Annotated in this window: 23 protein-coding genes and 2 pseudogenes; all 25 read right to left on the reverse strand. The window is 44.4% G+C overall.

Annotation, left to right across the window (positions count from 1 at the left end):
* Window positions 1-2 precede the first annotated feature (2 nt).
* The 25 genes and pseudogenes from G7Y39_RS08175 to G7Y39_RS08305 all read right to left on the reverse strand — a co-directional run bounded on the left by G7Y39_RS08175 (window position 3) and on the right by G7Y39_RS08305 (window position 22,872).
* Window positions 3-1,244 carry an ATP-binding protein gene (locus G7Y39_RS08175; protein ID WP_165156812.1) on the reverse strand — a complete coding sequence of 414 codons (1,242 nt, stop codon included), beginning with the start codon at window positions 1,242-1,244 and terminating at the stop codon, window positions 3-5.
* 188 nt (window positions 1,245-1,432) lie between these two features.
* Window positions 1,433-2,131 (reverse strand): DUF4276 family protein, encoded by a 699-nt coding sequence (locus G7Y39_RS08180; protein WP_165156814.1) that lies wholly within the window; start codon window positions 2,129-2,131, stop codon window positions 1,433-1,435.
* Window positions 2,128-3,255 (reverse strand): AAA family ATPase, encoded by a 1,128-nt coding sequence (locus G7Y39_RS08185; RefSeq protein ID WP_370520366.1) that lies wholly within the window; start codon window positions 3,253-3,255, stop codon window positions 2,128-2,130. The genes G7Y39_RS08180 and G7Y39_RS08185 overlap by 4 nt, the downstream gene beginning before the upstream one ends.
* Before the next feature lie 189 nt (window positions 3,256-3,444).
* Entirely contained in the window at window positions 3,445-4,536 is a 1,092-nt protein-coding gene (locus tag G7Y39_RS08190) for a glycosyltransferase family 4 protein (RefSeq protein ID WP_165156817.1), read from the reverse strand.
* Window positions 4,511-4,903: an ATP-grasp fold amidoligase family protein gene (locus tag G7Y39_RS08195; protein WP_165156819.1), complete on the reverse strand. Its 393-nt coding sequence runs from the start codon at window positions 4,901-4,903 to the stop codon at window positions 4,511-4,513. The genes G7Y39_RS08190 and G7Y39_RS08195 overlap by 26 nt, the downstream gene beginning before the upstream one ends.
* Before the next feature lie 46 nt (window positions 4,904-4,949).
* The gene (locus G7Y39_RS08200) at window positions 4,950-5,876 is read right to left on the reverse strand and encodes an ATP-grasp fold amidoligase family protein (protein WP_165156821.1); all 927 of its coding nucleotides are present in this window, start codon (window positions 5,874-5,876) and stop codon (window positions 4,950-4,952) included.
* Window positions 5,877-5,922: 46 nt separating this feature from the next.
* A complete protein-coding gene (locus G7Y39_RS08205) occupies window positions 5,923-7,098 on the reverse strand; it encodes a sugar-transfer associated ATP-grasp domain-containing protein (protein WP_165156823.1) in 1,176 nt (391 codons plus the stop codon).
* Between the two features lie 42 nt (window positions 7,099-7,140).
* A complete protein-coding gene (locus G7Y39_RS08210) occupies window positions 7,141-8,289 on the reverse strand; it encodes a glycosyltransferase family 4 protein (protein WP_165156824.1) in 1,149 nt (382 codons plus the stop codon).
* On the reverse strand, window positions 8,282-8,560 hold the full coding sequence (locus tag G7Y39_RS13900) for a hypothetical protein (protein ID WP_165156826.1): 279 nt from the start codon (window positions 8,558-8,560) through the stop codon (window positions 8,282-8,284). Before G7Y39_RS13900 ends, G7Y39_RS08210 begins: the two co-directional genes overlap by 8 nt.
* A 337-nt stretch (window positions 8,561-8,897) precedes the next feature.
* A complete protein-coding gene (gene wecB / locus G7Y39_RS08220; protein WP_165156828.1) occupies window positions 8,898-10,058 on the reverse strand; it encodes a non-hydrolyzing UDP-N-acetylglucosamine 2-epimerase in 1,161 nt (386 codons plus the stop codon).
* Entirely contained in the window at window positions 10,051-10,647 is a 597-nt protein-coding gene (locus tag G7Y39_RS13905) for a DUF559 domain-containing protein (protein ID WP_370520367.1), read from the reverse strand. The genes wecB and G7Y39_RS13905 overlap by 8 nt, the downstream gene beginning before the upstream one ends.
* Before the next feature lie 30 nt (window positions 10,648-10,677).
* Window positions 10,678-11,736: pseudogene (locus G7Y39_RS13910) on the reverse strand (NAD-dependent epimerase/dehydratase family protein); the annotation flags it as partial.
* A 43-nt stretch (window positions 11,737-11,779) separates the two neighbouring features.
* On the reverse strand, window positions 11,780-12,184 hold the full coding sequence (locus G7Y39_RS08240; protein ID WP_165156830.1) for a putative toxin-antitoxin system toxin component, PIN family: 405 nt from the start codon (window positions 12,182-12,184) through the stop codon (window positions 11,780-11,782).
* Window positions 12,181-12,402, reverse strand: a complete 222-nt coding sequence (locus G7Y39_RS08245; protein ID WP_165156832.1) for a hypothetical protein — start codon at window positions 12,400-12,402, stop codon at window positions 12,181-12,183. Before G7Y39_RS08245 ends, G7Y39_RS08240 begins: the two co-directional genes overlap by 4 nt.
* A 95-nt stretch (window positions 12,403-12,497) precedes the next feature.
* The gene (locus G7Y39_RS08250) at window positions 12,498-13,571 is read right to left on the reverse strand and encodes a polysaccharide biosynthesis protein (protein ID WP_165156834.1); all 1,074 of its coding nucleotides are present in this window, start codon (window positions 13,569-13,571) and stop codon (window positions 12,498-12,500) included.
* Between the two features lie 2 nt (window positions 13,572-13,573).
* Complete coding sequence (locus G7Y39_RS08255) at window positions 13,574-14,527, reverse strand: glycosyltransferase family 8 protein (RefSeq protein ID WP_165156836.1); 954 nt, start codon at window positions 14,525-14,527, stop codon at window positions 13,574-13,576.
* Window positions 14,517-15,647: an EpsG family protein gene (locus G7Y39_RS13915; protein WP_165156838.1), complete on the reverse strand. Its 1,131-nt coding sequence runs from the start codon at window positions 15,645-15,647 to the stop codon at window positions 14,517-14,519. The genes G7Y39_RS08255 and G7Y39_RS13915 overlap by 11 nt, the downstream gene beginning before the upstream one ends.
* A gap of 8 nt (window positions 15,648-15,655) precedes the next feature.
* A complete protein-coding gene (locus G7Y39_RS08265; RefSeq protein ID WP_165156840.1) occupies window positions 15,656-16,933 on the reverse strand; it encodes a lipopolysaccharide biosynthesis protein in 1,278 nt (425 codons plus the stop codon).
* Between the two features lie 34 nt (window positions 16,934-16,967).
* Window positions 16,968-18,101: a dTDP-glucose 4,6-dehydratase gene (locus G7Y39_RS08270; protein WP_165156842.1), complete on the reverse strand. Its 1,134-nt coding sequence runs from the start codon at window positions 18,099-18,101 to the stop codon at window positions 16,968-16,970.
* Window positions 18,102-18,520: 419 nt separating this feature from the next.
* A complete protein-coding gene (locus G7Y39_RS08275) occupies window positions 18,521-19,282 on the reverse strand; it encodes a DNA-binding domain-containing protein (RefSeq protein ID WP_165156844.1) in 762 nt (253 codons plus the stop codon).
* Window positions 19,283-19,455: 173 nt separating this feature from the next.
* Window positions 19,456-19,572 (reverse strand): annotated as a pseudogene (locus G7Y39_RS08280) (sugar phosphate nucleotidyltransferase); the annotation flags it as partial.
* 12 nt (window positions 19,573-19,584) lie between these two features.
* Complete coding sequence (locus G7Y39_RS08285) at window positions 19,585-20,646, reverse strand: NAD-dependent epimerase/dehydratase family protein (protein WP_165156846.1); 1,062 nt, start codon at window positions 20,644-20,646, stop codon at window positions 19,585-19,587.
* Window positions 20,647-20,947: 301 nt separating this feature from the next.
* Window positions 20,948-21,148 carry a hypothetical protein gene (locus tag G7Y39_RS08295; RefSeq protein WP_165156848.1) on the reverse strand — a complete coding sequence of 67 codons (201 nt, stop codon included), beginning with the start codon at window positions 21,146-21,148 and terminating at the stop codon, window positions 20,948-20,950.
* Window positions 21,145-21,474 carry a nucleotidyltransferase domain-containing protein gene (locus G7Y39_RS08300; protein ID WP_165156850.1) on the reverse strand — a complete coding sequence of 110 codons (330 nt, stop codon included), beginning with the start codon at window positions 21,472-21,474 and terminating at the stop codon, window positions 21,145-21,147. The genes G7Y39_RS08295 and G7Y39_RS08300 overlap by 4 nt, the downstream gene beginning before the upstream one ends.
* Before the next feature lie 72 nt (window positions 21,475-21,546).
* Window positions 21,547-22,872 carry a UDP binding domain-containing protein gene (locus G7Y39_RS08305; protein ID WP_165156852.1) on the reverse strand — a complete coding sequence of 442 codons (1,326 nt, stop codon included), beginning with the start codon at window positions 22,870-22,872 and terminating at the stop codon, window positions 21,547-21,549.
* Window positions 22,873-23,163 lie beyond the last annotated feature (291 nt).

Here is a 23,163-nt window from a genome sequence, read left to right on the forward strand (position 1 = left end):
CTTTAAATACCTTTCAGTAAAAAATCATAGAGACTCATCACAAGAATACCCTCTTCGTTGTGATAAGTGATATACCGATCTCCCTCGATAAGGATTTTGCGGAATCCGTCCGCTACATTTCTGAAAGATGCCAGTTCCTGATTTCGCTTTTCTTCGTTCGGCATACGATAGGCCGATTGGATATACACTCGTTGATCATGTCGGTTCACAACGAAGTCAATCTCTAAATTCTTTCTGATGGTTTTACCTTCGGCATCATTACCAAAAGTCTCTACCATGCCAATGTCAACACTATATCCCATGCGGCATAATTCGTTGTATATTACATTCTCCATGGTATGGTTGTACTCAATTTGACGGAATCCTACAACTGCATTCCGAATGCCGGGATCCTCAAAGTAGTATTTGGTCTCCGTTCCTATGTATTTCCTGCCTTTTATGTCATAACGCAGTGCCTCACTGATGATGAATGAATCCTGCAGATATTCCAAATACCGATTGATCGTGTTGGCTCCGATATCAACTTTACTCACTGACTTAAAAGTGTTAGAAATTCGCTGCACATTCATGCTACTACCCATAGAGGATGCGAGAATCTTTATCAGTTCGCTCATGCCATCGGCATTTCTAAGGTGGTTGCGCTGCAGCACATCCTTGAGATAAACAGTTTCAAAGATCCCTTTCAAATAGTTCTGTTTATCCTCCGGCTTTTCTAATTGAACTACAGCAGGAAGCCCACCATATAGGTAATAATTCTCTAAGGTTTCTTGTTTATCCCCTCCAACTTTTTCATAGTATTCGGCAAAGCTCAGTGGACGAACTCGTATTTCCCACCCGCGCCCACGGAACTCAGTAATGACATCCTTTGACAGGAACTTTGCATTAGACCCCGTAACATATACATTGACATTTCCAATATGCAGATATGAATTCAGGACATCCTCGAACTCGGGAACCAACTGAATCTCATCCAACAGAATGAAATATCTCTCCGAATCTTTTATCTGTGAGTCGATATATTCAAGAAGAGCATCAGGGTCACGCAGTTTCTTGCTACGTCTGTCTTCCAGATTTACCTCTATGATATGATCTGCCGGTATCCCTCGAGATAGCAGGTTCTGCTTGTATATGTTGAATAACAGGAAAGATTTACCACAACGCCTAATGCCCGTGATTATCTTTATCATTCCATTGTCTTCCGCAGTTACAAGCTGCTGTAGATATTGTTTCCTTTCAAAAAGCATGTTTTATGGAAGTTTTTTGTGGCTTTACACAAATTTCTGCCACAAAAGTACACACTATTTCTTGAAAGCAGGTATTCTGATAAGAGATTTTATCTATCGCTCACAAATGGTCTTGGTCCTTCCTTTTCGGACAATGCCCCGCGTATCCCGGATACAACACGCGAAGCTATTTGGATACTGACAGTATATTAGCTGTTTATCAGTTTTTCTATCCATTCATTAAAGTGTTTACATTGGACACGAAGTGCATCAATACCGACACTTTTTGTAACCTCTTTGCCGGTAGCCGGCTTATTGTAGTTGTAATACTGCTTTTTGTCTCCTTCTATCACCTTGATGATACGTTTGCTTGGAGCCGTTTCCCGGCTGTTGTTAATGAGTTCGGGATTTCCTGTTCTTTCCAAGTCTTTTCTCAGTCGTTCGCAGCGTTTTTCACAACGGGGATAGCGTTTCGCCAAATGCTCGATGCCACAAAATAGAAGTGCCTCAAATTCATGCAATTGGATATAAGGAATGAAACGCCCGTCATTTATCGCTTCTGCAAACGCCGTTTCCAAGAGAGCAACACGTTCGTAAGGGTCACCTAGATCCTCGGCTTCTTCAAAACCGGGAAAATCATTCGGCAGTGCATAGAGGTCAAACATCGTTGTGAAAATATGCCGTTCATATTCCCCGTCTAACTCCGTTTTCCGCGAGATCTCGAGGTCGGTCTCGGCTTGGGTGTAAGTTAGCATTCCGCCACGGGCATTCTTTTTCTTATTGGTGGTGATCAGGATACTTTTCACTCCTGTCACTCCATGCGCCTGAAGGTAAGGGCGTAATACTTCCTTAACGAATCCCTGTTCCGTCTGGCCCTCACAAAGGACGTGAACTATTTTCGCTTTCATACGGGCCGACCTCCTATGATGTTTTTATCCCAAAGCTCGCTCACTGTATAGTTCTGAAGCCAAAGATGATATTCTTCATCGCCAAGGTGAGTGACGGAGGTAGTCTGCGTTTCCTTATTCATTTCCACAACAGAGATATTACCAATGTCAAAATGGTCAACCAGATCCTTGCTCTGCGTAGCGATAATGACCTGTGCATGTATGGATGCATCCTTGATCATTTCAGCCAGTTGGGTTATGGCATAGGGGTGTAGCCCAAGTTCCGGCTCGTCCAATATGATTACGTTAGGCATCGTCCGGGCAGGCTGCAAAAGCAAGGCCGCCAATGCAATGAAGCGGATAGAGCCGTCGGAGAACTGATAGGCATTGAAACGATAGTCCGTAGCGGAACTGTCCACCCAGCGGAGAGAAATGATGCCATTGGTCGGTTCCAAATAAAAATCTTGGAACTGTGGGACGACATCACGGACATAGTCAACGATTCGTTTGTAGGCATCCTTGTAGTTCTCTCGCAGGAACAGCAGGAAAGAGGGCAGATTGTTCCCGTGCGACTGGAGGTAATTGGCCGTCTCAACAGGACACGCTTGGCGCAGAGGTCCCTCAGCCGATGAATCGTGAAACTGGTATACTTTGCAGTAGGACAGCATCTGGAAAATCGACTTGGCAACAGGATCGTCACTCTCAGCGAGAGCGGATTCCCTAAAGTTCGGTTCCAATGCTATCTCATAGGGCCTTTCCTCCCCCTTGCGATGCCATGTGATCCGTTCTTCCGTGATAACCAACCTGTCAGGAGTGGCATTGGCTAATGAAAATTCATAAATACCAATGGAGTTCTCATCTGCAAATTTCAGTATCCCGGACATGGCCGGTGTCTTTTTTACGCCATAATGCAACAAGGCATGGGAAGTACCCGATATTTCCACATATTTCCCGAACGACCTGCTCATCATATAGCTCAACATCCGAAAGAAACTGATGATATTGCTTTTCCCTGCCCCATTAGCACCCAACAATATGCTGACATCACCAAGCTCCAAGGTCACAGGTTTGTCAAAGGCGATGGATTTATAGCCCCTGATCGTTACTTCTTGTAATTTAGTCCTTTGGTAAGTCATTGCCTTCATACTCATTCTAACATTAAACCACAAAAGTACACACTATTTCTTGAAAACAGGCTTTCTGATAAGAGAAAATCGATTGTAATGCCTTGGGCGACGAATGCTTGGGCGACGAATGACGGATGCCCATGCGCAAGACGACGAATGCCCATGCAAGGATATCCATAGCGCGTTTGAAGAGGCCGCGGTAGAGGTTCATCTCTTCGCTTTTTCTATTTCTTCCAGATAGGCATTAACAACGATAGTACGGTCAAACTCTTTTTCCATCTTTACTCTGGCTCTGCGACCCATTTCAGCCCGCTGTTCAATAGTCAGTGCCAAGAACTTATCAATGGCATCCAACAACCCTTTGGTATCTCTTTCTGCAAAAAGAAAGCCGGTCTCTCCGTCATCCACAGCTTCCATGCACCCATGGCGGCGAGTCGTGATAACAGGACGCCCAGAAGAGGCCGCTTCAAGAATTACGTTTGACATCCCTTCAGGGTAGAACGTCGGATGAATCAGGCAACTCGCCTCAGCCAAATAGGGTCTGACATCTTTTTGTTGCCCATGATAAACCACTACGCCCTCGTTCGCCAATGCTTGAAGTTGCACAGCGTAGTTCTCCTCGCAATCACCAAGTATATGGAACTCTACCTCTTTATGTAATTTCCGGAAATGGCGAGCCGCCGCAAAATATTCTTCAATTCCCTTCTCTTTCATTATTCTTGAGATATACAGGAATTTAACCGGTTCGGAGGCAGGATATGGAGCCACGGTAAATTTATGGATATTAGCGCCTGAACCGGGAATCAATCGATGGACATCACGGTTAATATTCTTACGTTCAAAGAAGCCTTGATTGCCTTTATTCTGGAAGAAAATACAATCTGCTTTACGCATGGCAAGCCGATACAGATTTACTGTCAGTTTTTGCAGCATGCCGGGCTTTTCAACAGCCGAACCCAGTCCCGTAATATTCACAATATAGGGTATGCCTTTCATCGCGCAAGCCAGTCCGCCATAAATATTGGGCTTTATCGTGTACGTGAGTACCACATCCGGCTTTAAGCGGTTGAGCAACTGCCTGTAGTATCTGAAAAGCTGAAAGTCGGCAATAGGATTAGTTCCCCGTCGATTAATGGTTGCTATATCCAAGCGACATCCAAGCGCCGTGATCTCATCCAACCGATCACCTTGTGGCAGTGAAACAGTCACATTATGACCACGCAGTATCAATGCCTCAATCAACTCTTGCCGGAAGCTAAGAAGTCCGGCATCGCTATTGGCGAGTATAACTATTTTCATGCATCCAATCAATATTAAAACAGCGACCTAATTCTTCATCGTATGAGTCCGGAGTGAAAGCCATATAGCCGGAGCCGTCGTAGAATGTCAGCTCACCGAAGTAGATTCGTCCGACAACGTTATATAAATCTACGCGGACGTGTGGAAAATACCGTCCGATGTTCTCGGCAATCTCCACCATGCGCTCGTAATTGAGCGGTTTTGACAAGGGCTGTTCCTGTGCAATTTCATCGTTTCGTACGACATCGAGTTTCACAAAATCGCGTGAATAAATACCAACCTGCGCACCGGTACCCAAATTACGACCGCTAATACCATATACCACGCCGACTTTCCCTCCGAAACAGAAAAACTTATAATCGCACAAATCTCCCGCATCTGGGATTATATTTAACGTGTTGTATATAAGGCATTTACCCCCCCCCCGCTGTCTTTCTAAGATTTTCTGTATCAATCAGTTCTCCTAATTTCTCATCCCATTTGTCAGGAGTAAAATGGCCAAAGCCGCTCGCCGGGTAGAAAGTAAGTTCCCCAAAATAGGCTTCATCGCCGACACTGTACAAATCGACACGTACAAAAGGATACTCCTTTGATAACCTTGCTGCAATTGTCTTAAGTCTTTCAAAGTTCTTCGGTGGAGGAGCGATATCGACAGCATTTTCACAATCCGGGTTCAACCCTCTGAATGGCATGTGATTCCAGTCCATGTCGTAGAAATCGATCGTTTCTTTGGTTGAACGGTCGCCGATTAGCTGACAATATACCGGTTTTCCATCGAAGCAATAGAATTTATAATCGGGAAGGTCTTTTGTTTCGCACGTTTTTATCAGTTTCTCTATGATAATCCTGCGAGGATATCCATTTTCATACGCCCATTCTCTTCCTGCCGGTTTGGTTTTCGGCATAGCCATCCATTCATGCAACTGATGCAAAAAAGCAACTCTATCAAGCTTGCTCTTATCTCGACAGATAAAAACCTGCTGTCCACCACCTCCATCGGTCGTTTTGGCAACAAACTCATCAGGCAAATTATTAAGAGGTATCTCCTCCGGAGAATTATAAACGCCGATAAGCGGAATCAGAATATCACCATAGCCCATTTCTTCTATCACGCTTCTGACCTCATATTTGTCAGTGCACCGAAGCATTAAAGGGTTACGGTAATACAGTTTGTAGAGCTGTAGTTTCTCGGTGAATCTTGTCGGATTCTTAAGATTTAACTTTCTGCCGGTGTGAATCCGATACTGCAACGGAATCATCCATTTGTCTGGAACCCAGCTTAAAAGCCTGAGAATATTAAGCCTAAGACTTCTCGATTTTATAATCTGCTTATAATTCATTATTTAAGGAATGGGATGCGGAATACTTTCCAAGTCGTAAATCAAGCTAAAAAGGCTCGACAAATACCTTTCGAACTTCATCTTTGTGTTTTGCACAATAATCGATTATCTCATCGGTATACTTCCCAAAAGCAGTTCCGGAAGTGAACTGGAACAGCCATGGCGCAAAAGCCCGTATATTAAATTCCACAAGACACGGCTCTCCGTCAGCCTGCAAACAAATATCCTGCGCAACAAGACGATGATGCAATATGCTGTCTCCAACCTTTTCAGCAAAAGAAATCACCTTTTCAAAGTCAGGAATACGATAATTCTCGTTTTTGAAATCTATTCCATTAAAAGTATCGTATTTGTTACCGTATTGATCACAAGCATATTTACCTATAGTACCATCCAATCCTACACCTATAAATAAACCTCCGGCATGTGCGTTGTCTACAGACGCTCCCTGCTTGCCAATACGAAGTATGATAGCACAAACATGAGTGCGGTTATCCACTACAGATTTATATGTCGCCACTCGCAATGTGTTGATGGAACTCGGATTAAATTGCGCAATATATTCACTCTGACTTAGAGCTTCCTGTACGATGAAGTTGGAATTAGACTTGCTATATTCGTTCAGGAAATTGACATTGAAAAGTTGGTTAGCATCTTTACAAATCAGTGTATCTTTTTCATTGCGAGAGAACTTAAGCACTCCATGTCCCGAAGAAGAATCCGTTGCCGGTTTTATAAAAAGGACATCAACACCCTTTGTCAGTTCATTCAAGTCGATATCGGACAGTTCGCCTAAAGGCTCATAATCGGCAGTGAAATATGCGCCATTTATCATTCTGAACAACGCTTTCGGAAGAAATGCACTTGGCAGTATCTTTTCGAATGCATTCTTATCTTGATAATACGGCCTCGTTTCGATAGGATTAAGAAGCGGTTGAATGATAGAGGCCGAAATATCCTCCGGCACTATATTTATATCCGGGCCAATGTAAAACAAAAATAAGCGGAAGGACTTACGGTCTGGGGTCTTCGATAGACGAAGCCAGTGTTCTCTCCATTTCTTTTCTGCCGCGCTATCAAAATGATTCATTTCCGGATATTTCTTCCGTAACTGATTGTAAAGATTGTTGTAGTGTCGACGGTACATCATTCTTCCTCCAAATGCCAACAATTGGGTCTCTATTTGACTTAATAGTTCTATTATTTTTTTTTGAAGAGACATTATGCTTTTATATTCTATTAAATTAAGTTTAGCGGAATTTAACTACTCTGCCTTTTGGCTATAATCATTTAAAAAGTCATGAAGCCTTTTGGATTGAACTCTATAATCAAATACTGTTTTAACCAATTCTAAGCCCTTCAAACCTCGCTTTGTAGCTTCCTGCGGATTTAGGATGGCATATTTTATAGCATTTCCGAATACCTCATTATTATCAGGTTCCACTATAAATGAATTCTCTTCATTTAGGAATAATGGAATATCCCCTACTGCTGTTACTATTGCAGGATTTCCTGTCGCTAAGTATTCCCCAAGTTTCGTTGGAAATCCACCTAATGATTGCAGGCTGGATGGACGAGCCAAAGCCAGTACTTCTGCGTTTTTAAGTAATGAAGGCATTTCATCGCGAGAAGCTCGGCCATAAAAAATAATATTTCTATACCCAGATGCCACAACCATTTGTTTTAGTTCGTCAAATCTTTCAGGCGTATTTGTACCCCCAATTAAAACTAACGAGACATCGGGTATTTCGTTAGCAACTCTTCCAAACGCAGAAATTAAGTTTTCAACACCGTCTTTATTCCCTGACATATTTCCGCAATATGCTATATATCTACCAAATCGAGAATCAGATTGTTTCGTGATATTAAATCTACTTGGATCTACAGTCATCGGTATTTGTATGATTCTACAACTCTTTCTTAGCAGCGGAGTACAATACTCTAAAAGAGGATTTGTCATTATATAAACAGCATCGAAAAGCTTATATAGTATATGTATTTGTATTGGTGCCAATATTTTATTAATACGGTTGCTACTCATTAGAACAAAAGGGAATTCACTTATTCCATGGATTAGTTTAGCCTTATATATTTTACAAATAAAGAACAAAGACCATATTAAAATTGCACTTCCAGTATTTGCGGCCACGTAATCATAATGTTCCGCTCTAATTTTTCTCGCTATTTTTATCAAAGAATGTGCAAGCCCCATAATGGAGGTCGATTTACCCAAATTATAAATCTGAACTCCATCTATATTGCATTTCTTGTATTCTTTAGAATGCACAGCGGATGACAGAATGTCAACTTCATCGCCATTTTCAACAAGCCCTTTTGCAAGCGAAAGCATCCTATTAACAGAAGCTTCCCCAGACGGTACTTTAAGCGTATTAACAAATGCGACTTTACTCATTTGGAATTGTTTTTATTACTTTGGCAGGATTACCAACAGCTATGGAATTAGATGGTATGTCTTTTACCACAACAGATCCTGCGCCGATTGTCACGTTGTTTCCTATTGTTATATTTCCTATAACATTGCACCCTACTCCAAGAGACACATTATTACCTATTACGGGGCGTCCTTTCCCATTAGTGCCTATTGTAGTGCATTGCCCACAAGAAAAATTATCTCCTATTGATTCTGCATTTAGGATAGTTGAAAAGGGATGAAAGGCTATCATGCTTTTACCTATTCTTGTAGAGTAAGGAATTATAAAGTATCTGTCTCCTGGACGATACCACGATATTAATATCGATTTTACAGGTCCTATACGATAGTAAAATAGACTTCTATAATAAGCATCCGTATGAAGTAGCGTCAGCAGCTTCAACCACTTATTCAATCTAACCTTCAATACACGACAGGCTTCTATATCACTAAATATCAGCGATTTACCCCCCCCCCTCCCCCGCTACACATAATATAACCATCATAATATGAGGTAGATAGAGCCAACTAAACAGAAGACTCCATACTAATTTATTGGTATCGCGAAGTATTCTTAAATCCATATTTGTTTATAATTTCCTCCAGACCATTTTGTTGACAATACCGGTATAGGACTGGATGAGTTTGACGATTTTGGTGGAGACGTTGGTGTCGGTATAGTTGGGTACCGGAAGACCGAGGTGACCGTTGCGATTCATCTCCACAGCGACATCAACGGCTTGAAGCAACGAGTGTTCATCAATGCCGGCAAGGATGAAGTCGCCTTTGTCGAGGGCTTCGGGACGCTCGGTGGAGGTACGGATACAGACGGCGGCGATAGGCTTACCGATACTCAGGAAGAAGCTCGATTCTTCAGGCAGTGTGCCGGAATCGCTGACTACGGCAAAAGAGTTCATCTGCAAATTGTTATAGTCGTGGAATCCGAGCGGCTCGTGGGCAATCACTCGCTTGTCGAGTTGGAAGCCGCTTGCCTCGAGACGTTTGCGGCTGCGTGGGTGGCAGCTGTAAAGGATCGGCATATCGTACTTCTCCGCCATGGCATTGATGGCGTTGAAAAGCGACAGGAAGTTCTTCTCCGTATCGATGTTCTCTTCCCTGTGAGCAGACAAAAGGATGTATTTACCTTTTTCAAGACCAAGGCGAACGAGGATGTCGGAAGCCTCGATGTCGGCAAGGTTGTTGTGCAACACCTCGGCCATTGGCGAACCGCATACGTAGGTGCGCTGCGGTGCGACGTTCGAGGCGTTGAGATAGCGGCGGGCATGTTCCGAGTAGCAGATGTTAACGTCGGAGATGATGTCAACGATGCGGCGGTTCGTTTCTTCCGGCAGGCATTCGTCGAAGCAGCGGTTACCGGCTTCCATGTGGAAGATAGGAATGTGGAGTCGCTTTGCACCGATCACGCTCAGGCAGGAATTGGTGTCACCGAGAACAAGCACTGCATCCGGCTTTGTCTCAACCATCAACCGGTACGAAGCGGCGATGATATTCCCCATCGTCTCGCCGAGGTCTTTGCCGACGGCATCCATATAGACTTCCGGATCTTTCAGCTTCAAATCCTTGAAGAATACGCCATTGAGGTTGTAGTCGTAGTTCTGCCCCGTGTGGGCAAGGATCACATCGAAATATTCGCGGCAACGGTTGATGACTGCCGCAAGGCGGATAATCTCCGGTCGTGTGCCGACGATAATCAGCAGTTTGAGTTTGCCGTTATTCTTAAATTCAGCCATTTACTTTTTCAAAGAATGTGTCGGGATGGTTGGGATCGAAGCACTCGTTGCAGTACATCACCGTCACGAGCTCTTCGGTATCCGACAGGTTAATAATATTATGCGTGTATCCGGGAAGCGTATGGACGGCTTCGATTTGAGAGCCGCTAACAAAGAAATTCAATATCTCAGGCCCCTCCCCGACGAGCCCCACCCCGGCCCTCCCCACAAGGGAGGGGGTGGGAAGATGCTTGAGGGAGTTCTTGATAATGGCAATGACATTGTCGGTATCGGACAGTACCTCCTCGTTCGTGAAGCGCAAGACACTATACCCATTGTTTTGAAGCCATTGGGTGCGAAACAGGTCATACTCCTTTTGTTCGGGATCATTATGATAACCACCGTCAATCTCTATCACAAGCCCCTTATCAAGATGGACAAAGTCTACGATATAGTCACCTATGACATGTTGCCTTCTGAACTTCGCATCGACCCCTTTATTCCTCAGCAGCCTCCACATCAGCACCTCCGCTTCGGTCTGGTTCTTGCGATTTTCTGAAGCGTTCTTCTTAAGAGCACCGTAATTCAACGGATTAGCCTGTCGGGGCATCACGCCCTCCCTTGTGGGGAGGGACGGGGAGAGGCTTCGCTGCTGGATGAGCCCGTGACCTTTCACGACAATGAACTGTTCCCACTTGGTATTGTGCCAGTGCTCGCCTTTGATGACACCTGGCTTGGAGATGTTGATGCTAACCTGCCCGACATTGACACTCTTGACGAGTTCAGTAAACGAGCCGCGATGATCCACATTCATCTTCAGCGGAAATGCCACTTTCTCCTTTGGCAAGTAGCTCAGATAGGTGGAATAAAGCGCCTTGGCGAACGAGCCATCGGGTATCTCGGGGATAACGAGCGTCTGCGGTTGTGCCTTGAATTGGTTGAGCAAGTCAACGATCTGCCCGAGCGTCACCTTATGGGTGTGCGGCACATAACAGTAACGGCCATTAGCCCCACCCTTGCCCTCCCCACAGGGGGAGGGATTTATGCCGTCATAGTTACAATGGTGCTCTTTGCCCTGCAGGGCGGCAATCATCTCATCAACGAGGTCGTCGATATAGAGCAGTTCCAACTCCACCGCCGGGTCATTGACCTGTATCGGCAGGTCGTTGGCGATGTTGTGGCAGAACGTCGCTACGGCGGAGTTATAATTCGGACGACACCATTTGCCGAACAGGTTTGGGAAGCGGTAGACCAATACTTTCGCGCCGGTCTCCTTGGCATAGGCAAAGAACAGCTCTTCGCCGGCCTTTTTGCTCTCGCCGTAGGGGTGTCCGGCATAGCGACCTATCAGTGTCGCTTGAATGGAGCTTGACAGCATCACCGGGCAGCGGTTGCCATGCTTCTTTAGCGTGTCGAGTAATGTCGAGGCAAAGCCGAAGTTTCCTTTACGGAAGTCTTCGGGATGCTCCGGGCGATTGACTCCGGCAAGATTGAAGACGAAGTCGGCCTCGGCGCAATAGCGGTCGAGCTCTTCCGGTGTGGAGTCGATGTCGTATTCGAAGATTTCAAGCCCCCCTCCGGCTCCCCCCACAAGGGGGAGGGTCAAGACACGGCGGTCTTTGCCATCCCGGATAGTGCGCAATTGGGACACAAGGTTTCGACCGACAAACCCTCGGGCGCCGGTCACTAAGATTTTCATAAAATGACGTAATTCTGTTTATCGCAAAAAGGAAGAACAAAAGCTACAGCAGTCGGTAGAAATCATCCAATCCTATAAAATCCACTTTAGGGAAATCATATTGCTTTAGGATATGGAAATGGCGATCCTCCGTGACAATAAACTTGGCATTGGCTACAATAGCGCAATCCACAAACTTGTTATCATCTGGATCGGATTTAATCAGATTGAATTTATAATAAGGAGTAAAAAACAACGTGTAAGGGCTGTTAAGTATGACATCAATAACCAGTTTGGCTATTTCCATACCCACCAACCGTTCCAAAATCTCTTCGTACTCATCGAGAATCTCATCTGACACGCACAGCCGATGCTTCCCTTCCAAAAAGCAATCCCAGATCTTACGGTATCTGCTTTTCGGAGAGATGCACTGCACCAAACTATTGGTATCCAATACTATTCTGTTCATCTCTTTGGAAGTGTACGGACATCCATCTTTCTCAGTTCATCAAGTTTCCCCTGATCCAAGACTCCCGAATCCCATAACTCATTCAGACGGTCATCTAATTTCCGAGAAAAATAGTCAGTCAACACCTCTTTCACTTCATTCAACCGTTCCTCCGAACCATCAAAAGCAAACATTTTCAAAAGATGTTGCTGGACTGAATTTAATACTGTCGTTGCCATATTCCCTATTATTCGTTTCAATATGCCAAAGATAGGATTTTTTCTACAGAAACAATCATTCTTTCTTTTTCCCTGTTGTATTATTCAACTATTTCTTATTCGCTCCTGATCTCCGTACTCTTGGCTCTCTCCTCCAATCCGAGATCTTCGCGGATAAAGCGAAGGCGCATCAACTGCTCCTTCATTCCCTCCACATCGAGACGATGCGTATTGTGACTGTGGTAATCCTCAATCCTGCTAACCGCCTCGTTGCCCTGCGTGAAGAACTTGTCGTAGTTTAGGTCGCGAGTATCGCAAGGAATACGAAAGTAGTTCCCCATGTCGATAGCCTTCGCCATCTCCTCGCGTGTCACGAGCGTTTCATACAGCTTCTCGCCGTGGCGGGTGCCGATCACCTTGACCTCGGTTTCGCCGTATTTCGGATCCACCTTGGCATAAATCTCTTTCAGTGCCTGGGCGAGCGTGGCAAGCGCCGCCGCTGGAGCTTTCTGCACAAACAGGTCGCCATTGTGACCGTGTGTAAAAGCATAAACCACAAGATCCACCGCATCATCGAGCGTCATCATAAAGCGCGTCATCTCCGGGTCGGTGATCGTAATCGGCTGGCCATTCATCATCTGGTCGACCCATAAGGGAATCACTGAACCGCGCGAAGCCATCACATTACCATAGCGAGTGCAGCAGATTGTCGTTGTCGCCCCCTCGCCCAACTCACGCCCTTTGGCAATCGCAATCTTCTCCATCAACGCCTTGGAAATGCCCATGACATTGATAGGATAGGCGGCTTTGTCGGTCGAGAGCACCACAACATTTTTCACTCCATGCTCAATGGCTGAAAGCAGCACATTGTTAGTTCCCTCCACATTGGTGCGCGTAGCTTCCATCGGAAAGAACTCGCACGATGGCACCTGCTTCAACGCCGCCGCCGAGAACACGTAATCCACACCGCGCATGGCGATATCAACCGACTCCTTGTTGCGCACATTACCGATGTAATACTTCACCTTCGGATTTTGCAGCTTGTGCCGCATATCGTCCTGCTTCTTTTCGTCACGGCTGAAAATACGGATCTCCTTGATGTCACTGTCAAGGAAGCGCCGTAGGACGGCATTACCGAAACTTCCTGTGCCACCGGTGATTAATAGGGTTTTATCTTTGAATATTGACATGATTATTTCCTCTTCAAAAGCTTTTGAATTTTTTCAAATTTATATGGACCGATTATATTAAGCATAATACCTAAAAATTTTAACCGAATTGAAAGATTCCTCTTGTAAAGAGGCGTATCTTTCCAAGGCGATATGCTTTTATATTGTAAAAAGATATCTCTTAAAGGATGTGAGCAACCCTTATTCCATGGGCGGTCATAAAAACCGCTCAAATAATGTATTATAACAGGATTTCTACAACTATCGCGAAGTTCACTTTCAGAATAGTTCAATTTCTTGCTCAAAAAAGTCGGGTCCAATCTTATTATCTGATATAGCCCCGCCATCATGTTAAATCTTGGTGAAACCGTTTTAATATGACCTTCACATACTTTATTAAGAACACCTTCGCTCAACACTGGCGGATTCCCATCATAACTGTTAATCACGGAAAGACATTTCGTAATCAGATTGTTTTTCCTACAGTAATCTACATTTACTAATGCCACACCATCATTAAAAAATGAAGCATCAGGTTTCATTCCTAACACATTCTTAGCTTCTTCTCCAGTGTATGTCTTAACCATACCCATATAAGAGTCACTTAAGTCTGTGTTGTAAAATTCCGCAACGGAACCATTGATTATGGTATCACTATCAATATACAATATTTTGTCTATAGCGGACAACCGACTAAAGAAAATCTTGGCATATATGGTAGCTATATGTCGTCCGGTAGAAGTCAATTTTAGATCATATGCAATCTGGTCAAAATCTACAATCCTTAGGGTTCTGTTATATCGTTCGCATATTTTTTCAATTACGACAATATTCTCTCTTGAGATACCCTTAGATATCAATACTACCTCTATCTGATTGAAACTCCTATTGTTTTCGAATAAAGAAATTAAAGAGATACCCGTTTGGAGAATGTATCCATCATTGCATGAATATGCTACTACGAGTTTATTTCCCATATGAATTGAGTTGTCTTATATATGTTTCTCTATCTTGGTTTATCTCCTTGTCAAAAATAGAAGAGTATGGATACCAACACACATACCACTTTGCTTTATATCCAACAGTATTACTTACATCTGTAAAGTACGGACTGATAAATCCATAACAAAATACCATAGAATATACCATACTCCTAACAAATTTAACATTTAAACATCTATTACTATGGTAAGAATGAACTAAATCAGATATCAGTATAATATAGAAGATTATTGTATAATTGTTAAACCTATATAGAATATAAAATAGCAAACTTGCACAGCCACAGTAAATATACAATTTGACACCTTCCTTAACCCCTGAAGTTGAAAAGTTTCTCGATTTACGATAGAAATAGATAGGGATTATTATCTGAAAGAGTATTATAGACAGCTTTCCAAAAATAGTCGAGTTGTACTCTGTATATGTATCCATGTACATTGAAACTAGAGAACCGACATAACTGTAAGAAATAACTACCACCAAACCAATAGTTATTATACCTACTATAATTTTCCAAATAGACTTGACATTTGAATATAGAACAGGTAGTATAAAGATGAACACGGCAGAAGAGTGGCACATAAATGACAAAAATGCAAAGCTATAATATTTAATATATTTGTTTGATATTAAATAGCGATATCCCAATAGGAAGAAAGAGACTGCGAGAGACTCGCGCATAATCTCGCAATTAAAGCGCATATAGAAACAAAGCGCATAAAAGAGAATGGCGGTGAAACAATATCGAGTATTTTGTTTTATAAACCAGAATATAACTCCATTTACAAATATGGCAACTATTGCCTGATATACCGCAAACTCATCGAAAGCATGTTTGCAATAAGACATTAATATCGTTGGTATTGGCTGCGAATGACCTATATTGAAAAGACTTAGCTCGTTCAATGGTGGTATATTATCGAAACGCCACATATAGTTTAGAGTGTCACCCCCGACTCTGTACCTGAGAGCGGCTAAACAAACTAACACGATGTATGAAAGCCCGTAAAAAAATGATTTCCTGACTCTTGCTTGCCTTACATCAAAGATATAAGTAACTATGCATAAATAGAATAGAACAAATAAATATATCATAGCTGCAATTAGAGTGTTATATATATCAGCATGTATGATAGTACTGATATACAGATAAACATTGCCATATTGTAAACTGCGGATTTATTAAATGCTTGATCAGTCTTATAATAGCAATAAACAGCTGAGATAGTTTGGCCGATGGCAACACTCCATACAATTGCCTTCAGCCCCACAGGGATGGCGGCGAACAAGGTAATCAACACCACGGCTGTCTTTACACTTTCAATTCTTAATACTGTCGCTGTATCGCCCAATGCCTTTAAAATATTACGGCTTAATACCATAAGCGTAGTAGGAATAATTGTTAAACTTATAATATTAAACATCCATTTATAATCTATATATTCATCACCCAAAAGCAGTGAAATAATAATTCCGGATAATTCGCTTATAATCAAAACAAATATCAAAAGACCCAAACACAAATATTTAAGCATCCTTAAGTATTTAGCATAAAGAATATCAATGTCTTTTTCCTGCGCCAACACAGGAAAAACACTTTGATTCATTATAGAACTTAAAAAATTTTGAGAAAAAGATGTTACTCTTGAATACTGAGTGTAGTTTCCGGTGACAGATAATGGAGCAAATTTTGCTATAATATTAAGACTTATATTATTGGCAATAACCTTGAGTGTATCTGCCCCCAACAACTTGATTCCAAAGCCAAATTGCTCCTTGAAAGAAGAAATGGAAAATCCTGCTGTTGGAAGAAAACGATTCTTCACGCTCATTAATACAACATTCAACAAGCCGTAAATGATTGTCTGAGCAACAATAGCCCAATAACCCCATCCTATGTGTGCCAAGTAAATAGTTATCAAAAGAGATAATACTCCACTTGTTACTGAAATGACAGCATAATACTTAAAATCAAAGGATCGAAATATCATAACTTGCTGTACAACCCTGAAGGCATGTATTATGATAGCAATACCTATCACTCTAATAACATCGGTCAAAAAAGGGCGACTATATAATTCAGAAATGAAAGGTGCAAATATGAATAATATTAAATATAGAATTATGCTAATACCAAGATTGTAATAAAACAAAGTTGAATAATCTGTATTTGTTACTTCTTTCTTTCTAAGGAGAGCTCCACCCATTTCCGAATCCACCATCATAGTCCCTAAAGTAATAAAGATTGTAACCATTCCAATTACACCGAAATCATCAGGTGTCAGTAGTCTAACCAATATGATCGTTGACAGGAATTGAATGCCCGACTGTCCAAATTGAGATAGAGAATTCCACACGACTGCTTTCTTTAATCCTGCCATTATGTGTTTCCTGTAAATTCTATCTATAAATAAATCAGCGTTCTTTGTACATTTCCTCATAATACCTCTCATAGTCCCCGGAAGAGATATTGTCCATCCAATCTTGGTGATCAAGATACCAGCGGACGGTGCGCTCGATACCTTCCTCAAACTGGAGTGAGGGTTCCCAACCGAGTTCTTTTTGCAACTTGCGCGAGTCGATTGCGTAGCGCATATCGTGACCGAGACGGTCGGTGACGTATGTAATCAATTCGTCTGAGTACCCTTCAGGATTGCCGAGCAAGCGGTCAACGGTCTTGATGATCACTTTGATGATGTCGATATTCTTCCACTCGTTGAAGCCGCCGATGTTGTAGGTTTCAGCGATAGTTCCTTTGTGGAAGATCAGGTCGATGGCGCGGGCATGATCCTCGACATAGAGCCAGTCGCGCACGTTCTCGCCTTTGCCGTAGACGGGGAGCGGCTTGCGGTGGCGGATATTGTTGATGAACAACGGGATCAGCTTCTCGGGAAACTGATAGGGACCATAGTTGTTCGAACAGTTGGTGACGATTGTCGGCATGCCGTAGGTATCGTGGTAGGCTCGGACAAAGTGGTCGCTCGACGCCTTGGATGCACTGTATGGCGAGTGCGGATTGTACTTGGTGGTCTCCAAGAAGAACTCCGTGCCGTAGGCATGATGATGTTCCGACGAGGCGGCCGTAGTAAACGGAGACTCTATGCCCTCCGGATTTGTCAGTTCCAATGCGCCATATACTTCATCGGTGGATATATGGTAGAAGCGTTTCCCATCATATTTTTCCGGCAATGTTTCCCAATACTCTTTCGCTGCCTGAAGCAGCGACAACGTGCCCATCACATTGGTTCGGGCGAAGGTGAACGGATCCTTTATGGAGCGGTCGACATGGCTCTCGGCGGCAAGATGGATGATGCCATCGATTCCATGCTCATCCATTATCCGACGCATAGCCTCAAAGTCAACGATGTCTGCCTTGATAAATGTATAGTTCGGTCTGTCCTCGATGTCTTTCAGGTTGGCGAGGTTACCGGCGTAGGTCAGTTTGTCGAGATTAACGATGTGGTAGTCGGGATATTTGTTTACAAACAGCCGCACGACATGGCTACCGATAAATCCGGCTCCGCCGGTGATGAGAATGTTACGCTTCATGATTTTTATTCCGTTTGTAGTTAGACTCTTCAATCGCCTGAAGAAGGCATTGTTTGTGCAGGTTTTTTAGTATGAGTCTGGCAACTTTACGTAGCTTAGGGATACTCGTGATGTCCTCATAACCACACTAACTTGGTAGAGCCAGGTTGGGAAAGATGATTTCCCTTACCAGGGAAACCTCCTTTCCCTGATAAGGGAAGAGACTATTCCCCGATAAGGGAAAGATGATTTTCTGTATTCAGAATTTCAACCTTGATTTATCTAATTCCTTCAGGCAGTCCTGTCGAATGGCATCAGACAACTCTGTCGAATCACCTTAGACAGGACTGTCGAAAGACATTAGACAGCCAGCCACTCATACTCATAGCAATTGTGTTTTTCCCTCTTTTACGTTGTGTACGAGTGACTTCCCAAATCCATCAAATCTCACCCGGGACCTCGCTATCGTCATCTCCATCCTCGGGTTTGCCGCCAACCCAGATCTGCGTGCTCACACTACGGGGCGTTTTCAGTATATGACCGGAATTGGCATATTGCGTCGTCACCGTCAGCGTGTACTCGCCCTCCGCCAGATCGGCCGGCAGGAGTAATGTAAGCGAAGAGGGATTGTTGATCGTGATCAAGTCGTCCGCCAGCTTCGTGACAGCCTTTGCCGCATTGGTCAGCGTAACGCCTACCGACTCGTTGTCGCCCGCCACTTTCAGCATGGCACCACGCACGAAGAAGTTACGGCCAGCCGTGGCACTGCCATCCTTCAAGCCCGTCTTCTTATCTTCGGTCTCTAAGATGTACATGATATTCGACTTCTCGCCAAGGATATCCACCGACGTCTGGGCGATCGCCTCGCGCAACGCCTTGTCCTGCGTCAGGGAAACGTAGATAGAGTTCTTCTCCTTGTTCCATACGCCGCCCTCAACCACACCGGTCAGTTGCGGAACCGCACGGAACAGGCCCGTGTTCACGCTGTAGCCGGTCAGGATCAGATCCGTCAACACCCGATGATACAATGTCACCGAGTGACGCAATGTCTCCGGACGCAGACCGGTGTCCTGCTTGTACATCTCCTCCAACACATCGTTAAGGGTTAAACTTCCGGCCGAAGCCAGCAACAAGATCTTGTCAGTCTTGTTGTCGGTGGTCACCGAATTGTCGATGAGCCAGCCTTTCAATACTCTCTTCATGGCTTTTTGTTTTAACAGAGAGGCTGAATTGCCTCTCCTTTATATTTTTAGAATTTCATCTTCCTTCCTCTTGTTTCTAAGCATCTCCCGATAGAACCGGTTCGTATCCGGATGTGCGATGAGCGCATCGGTGATGGAGGCGCGGTAGCGGAGGGAGGCTGCGAGGAGCTTGTCGAAATCGGGTAATACACCATCGGCTTGTCAAATATTGGCAGCAACTGCTTTAATATTCCCTTTGTGATAGGATACAAACGCGTGCCGCTGCCACCCGCGAGAACAACACCTTTCATGTTATATTGGAATTATTTATCAGAATAAAACCGCTTATACCATATAGCGAACTTGCGGAGTCCTTCGCACAAAGAAGTGTGGGGTTTAAATCCGAAGTCTTGCTCCAATGCGCTCGTATCCGCAAATGTTACAGGGACGTCTCCGGGCTGCATCGGAACAAGTTCCTTGTGCGCCTCGAAGTCATAACCGGCAGGCAATACACCTGCTGCCAACAGCTCCTCCTGGAGTATCTGCACAAAGTCCAGCAAATTTTCGGGACTGTTATTTCCTATGTTGTATATTTTGTATGGCGGTATCGGCAGACCATCCTCGCCAATCTTCTTTTCGGGGGCATGTTGCATAACCCTTACAACGCCTTCCACGATATCGTCAACATAGGTAAAATCGCGTTTGCAATTGCCATAGTTGAAAATCCGGATCTTCTCGCCTTTGAGCAACTTGTCTGTAAATCCGAAGTACGCCATGTCCGGACGGCCGCAAGGACCGTAAACTGTGAAGAACCGCAATCCTGTGCTCGGAATGCTGTACAACTTGCTGTATGCATGGGCCATCAGTTCATTGCTTTTCTTTGTGGCGGCGTATAGCGAAACAGGGCTATCCACCTTGTCATCAGTCGAATATGGCACTTTTTTGTTGCTGCCATATACGCTTGACGAGGAGGCATATACCAAATGTTCGACCTCATGATGGCGACAGGCCTCCAATATGTTATAGAAGCCAATCAGGTTACTCTCAATGTAAGCATCAGGGTTGGTAATAGAATAGCGTACTCCCGCCTGTGCCGCAAGGTTTACAACCACTTGCGGCTTATATTCTGCAAAGAGGCTGTCAACGGTCTGCTTATCGGCAATGCTGTCCTTTACAAAAACGAGCCTATTGCCATAGGCATACAGTTCTTCCAAACGCTCATACTTCAAACGCACATCGTAATAGTCTGTAAGGCTGTCTATACCTATAACCTTAATACTCTCGAAATCACTCAGCAGCCGCTTGACCAAGTTCGCGCCGATAAAGCCAGCTGCTCCTGTTACGAGGACGACCTTGTCATTGAGATTTACATTATATGTTACCATAGGGCCTTAATCTCTTTGGAAAATATCACGTGTATAAACCTTCTCTTTCACATCGTCAAGCGAGGAATCGTACCGGTTGGCGTAATACCAAGGACTTGTAACAGGACTCGAGCTGTATAGAGCCTGACAATCATAATGACTGCCATGCGAATATAAAGATATATCGTATTCTTTGCGATACGTTTATTGTCTTCTGACGGCATAGTTGTTGTCGGTCGCGGGTATAGACTTTGGGGACCGCGTCGTTGCGGTGGGACAAAAGTCGACGTAGGTCGCTTGTCGTATGATTGTCGGAGAGTTGTTACGCTTTGATAGATATAGCCTGGCAGATGCGCGTATGCAGAGCATGGGCATCGGCAATCAGCGTCGCACCTTGTTCGGCAGTGAGAGAAAACGTATTCTGATAGTCGGCTTTTTCTCTCATGGTCTGTAGTCGGCTGTAGAGTACGCCGTCTTCGCGGCTGAACTTTCCGGTCAGTACGTCTCGCAGTTCAGAGTTCATTGGCATAGCTTTATGGCTTCGGCGAGTACGTTGCTGTAAAATGCAGAGCCTTGTTCGGCATTCCACTCGCTGCGCGTGAAGTGAACGGGGGTAATCTGTTCTCCGAAACGCCATCCCAGCTCAGCATAGGGGAAAGCGAAACGCAGGAAATCGTCATCGGTAGCTATCGAGTCGTCGGTGATGACAAGTATATCCCAGTCGGAACGGAGCGAACTGTTGCCACGGGCCTGTGAGCCGTAAAGATACACCGTACCGCTACCATTGCTGAACATCAGCCTGGCGAGGCGCGTAAGCTCGTGTATGATTATACTCTGTTTGCTTGTCATATCGGCAAAGATAATGATTATTATTTATAGCCTAACATTTTAGGCGACAAATTTGTTGCACCGACCATCGGCTCAGTCACGGGAGAAAATGTCGCGGGTATATACTTTGGCATCCACGTCTTTCAATTCCTCCGAATAGCGGTTGGCAAGAATAGCCTTGGAAAGGCGTTTGAATTCGGCGAGGTCGTTGACCACTCGCGAGCCGAAGAATGTTGAGCCGTTCTCGAGGGTAGGCTCATAGATAATGACGGTGGCACCCTTGGCCTTGATGCGTTTCATCACACCTTGAATGGATGATTGGCGGAAGTTGTCGCTGTTCGATTTCATCGTGAGTCGGTAAACGCCGATGACACACGCCTCACCCCGCCCCTCCCCACAAGGGAGGGAGGCTGGATATGTATTGGTTTGGGAGTAGTCATACCAGCCCGCCATACGCAGCACTTGGTCGGCAATGAAATCCTTGCGGGTGCGGTTGCTCTCCACAATTGCCGACATCATGTTCTGCGGCACATCGGCGTAGTTGGCGAGGAGCTGCTTGGTATCTTTGGGCAGACAATAACCTCCGTAGCCGAAAGAGGGATTATTGTAATGTGTGCCAATACGCGGGTCGAGGCCAACGCCTTCGATGATTGCTTGCGAGTCGAGTCCTTTGACTTCGGCGTAGGTATCAAGTTCGTTAAAGTAACTGACACGCAGGGCAAGATAGGTATTGGCAAAGAGTTTCACGGCTTCCGCCTCCTTTATGCCCATATATAGTACCGGAATATCCTCTTTGATTGCACCTTGTTGAAGCAGACTGACGAACGTATGCGCTGCCCTGTTCAGTTTTTCAATATCAGTGACAGCATGGATGGCTGCATTCTCCTCGGCAAACTCCGGCTTGTCGATAATCTTGGGGACACCGGCGATGATACGAGAGGGGTAAAGGTTATCGTACAGTGCCTTGCTCTCGCGCAGAAACTCCGGGAAAAAGAGCAGGTTGAACGACTTGACACCTTTGGCGGCATACTTCACGTAGAGATTGCGGCAGTAACCGACGGGAATGGTCGATTTGATGACCATAACGGCATCGGGATTGACACTCAGCACAAGGTCAATGACATCCTCGATACAATGGGTATCGAAGAAGTTCTTTACCGGGTCGTAGTTTGTTGGGGCGGCAATTACCACAAAATCCGCATCCTTATATGCCACTGCGCCGTCAAGCGTAGCCGTCAGATCAAGCTCCTTTTCGGCAAGATACTTCTCGATATACTCATCTTGAATAGGAGAAATCCGTTTGTTGATTTTCTCCACCTTTTCTGGAATCACATCGACTGCAACAACGCGGTTGTGTTGCGCCAGTAAGGTCGCTATGCTTAAGCCGACATATCCGGTGCCGGCAACTGCTATCCTCATAAAATTTGATTTAATTCTCCAATAACCTCTTCCTAATCTCCATCCCTAATCGTATCACATATTACTTAGAGCAACGAGGAGAGAGACTTTTATAGACATTCAATGTAAGCAGTCACTATAGACCCGTTAAGGAGCTAAAGAGGCTATTTCTATTAAGTTTTAAAAATCAAGAATTAAGTTTGATCTGAACATCCGATTACATGGTCAGAGGTTGCCATTTGTGTGGCTGACCAACTCCTCGGTTAGGGAAGAGTGACTTTCCAAATCTATCAAATCACACCCGGAACCTCG

The sequence above is a fragment of the Parabacteroides sp. ZJ-118 genome, from assembly GCF_011038785.1.
In the GTDB taxonomy this organism is placed as follows: Bacteria; Bacteroidota; Bacteroidia; order Bacteroidales; family Tannerellaceae; genus Parabacteroides.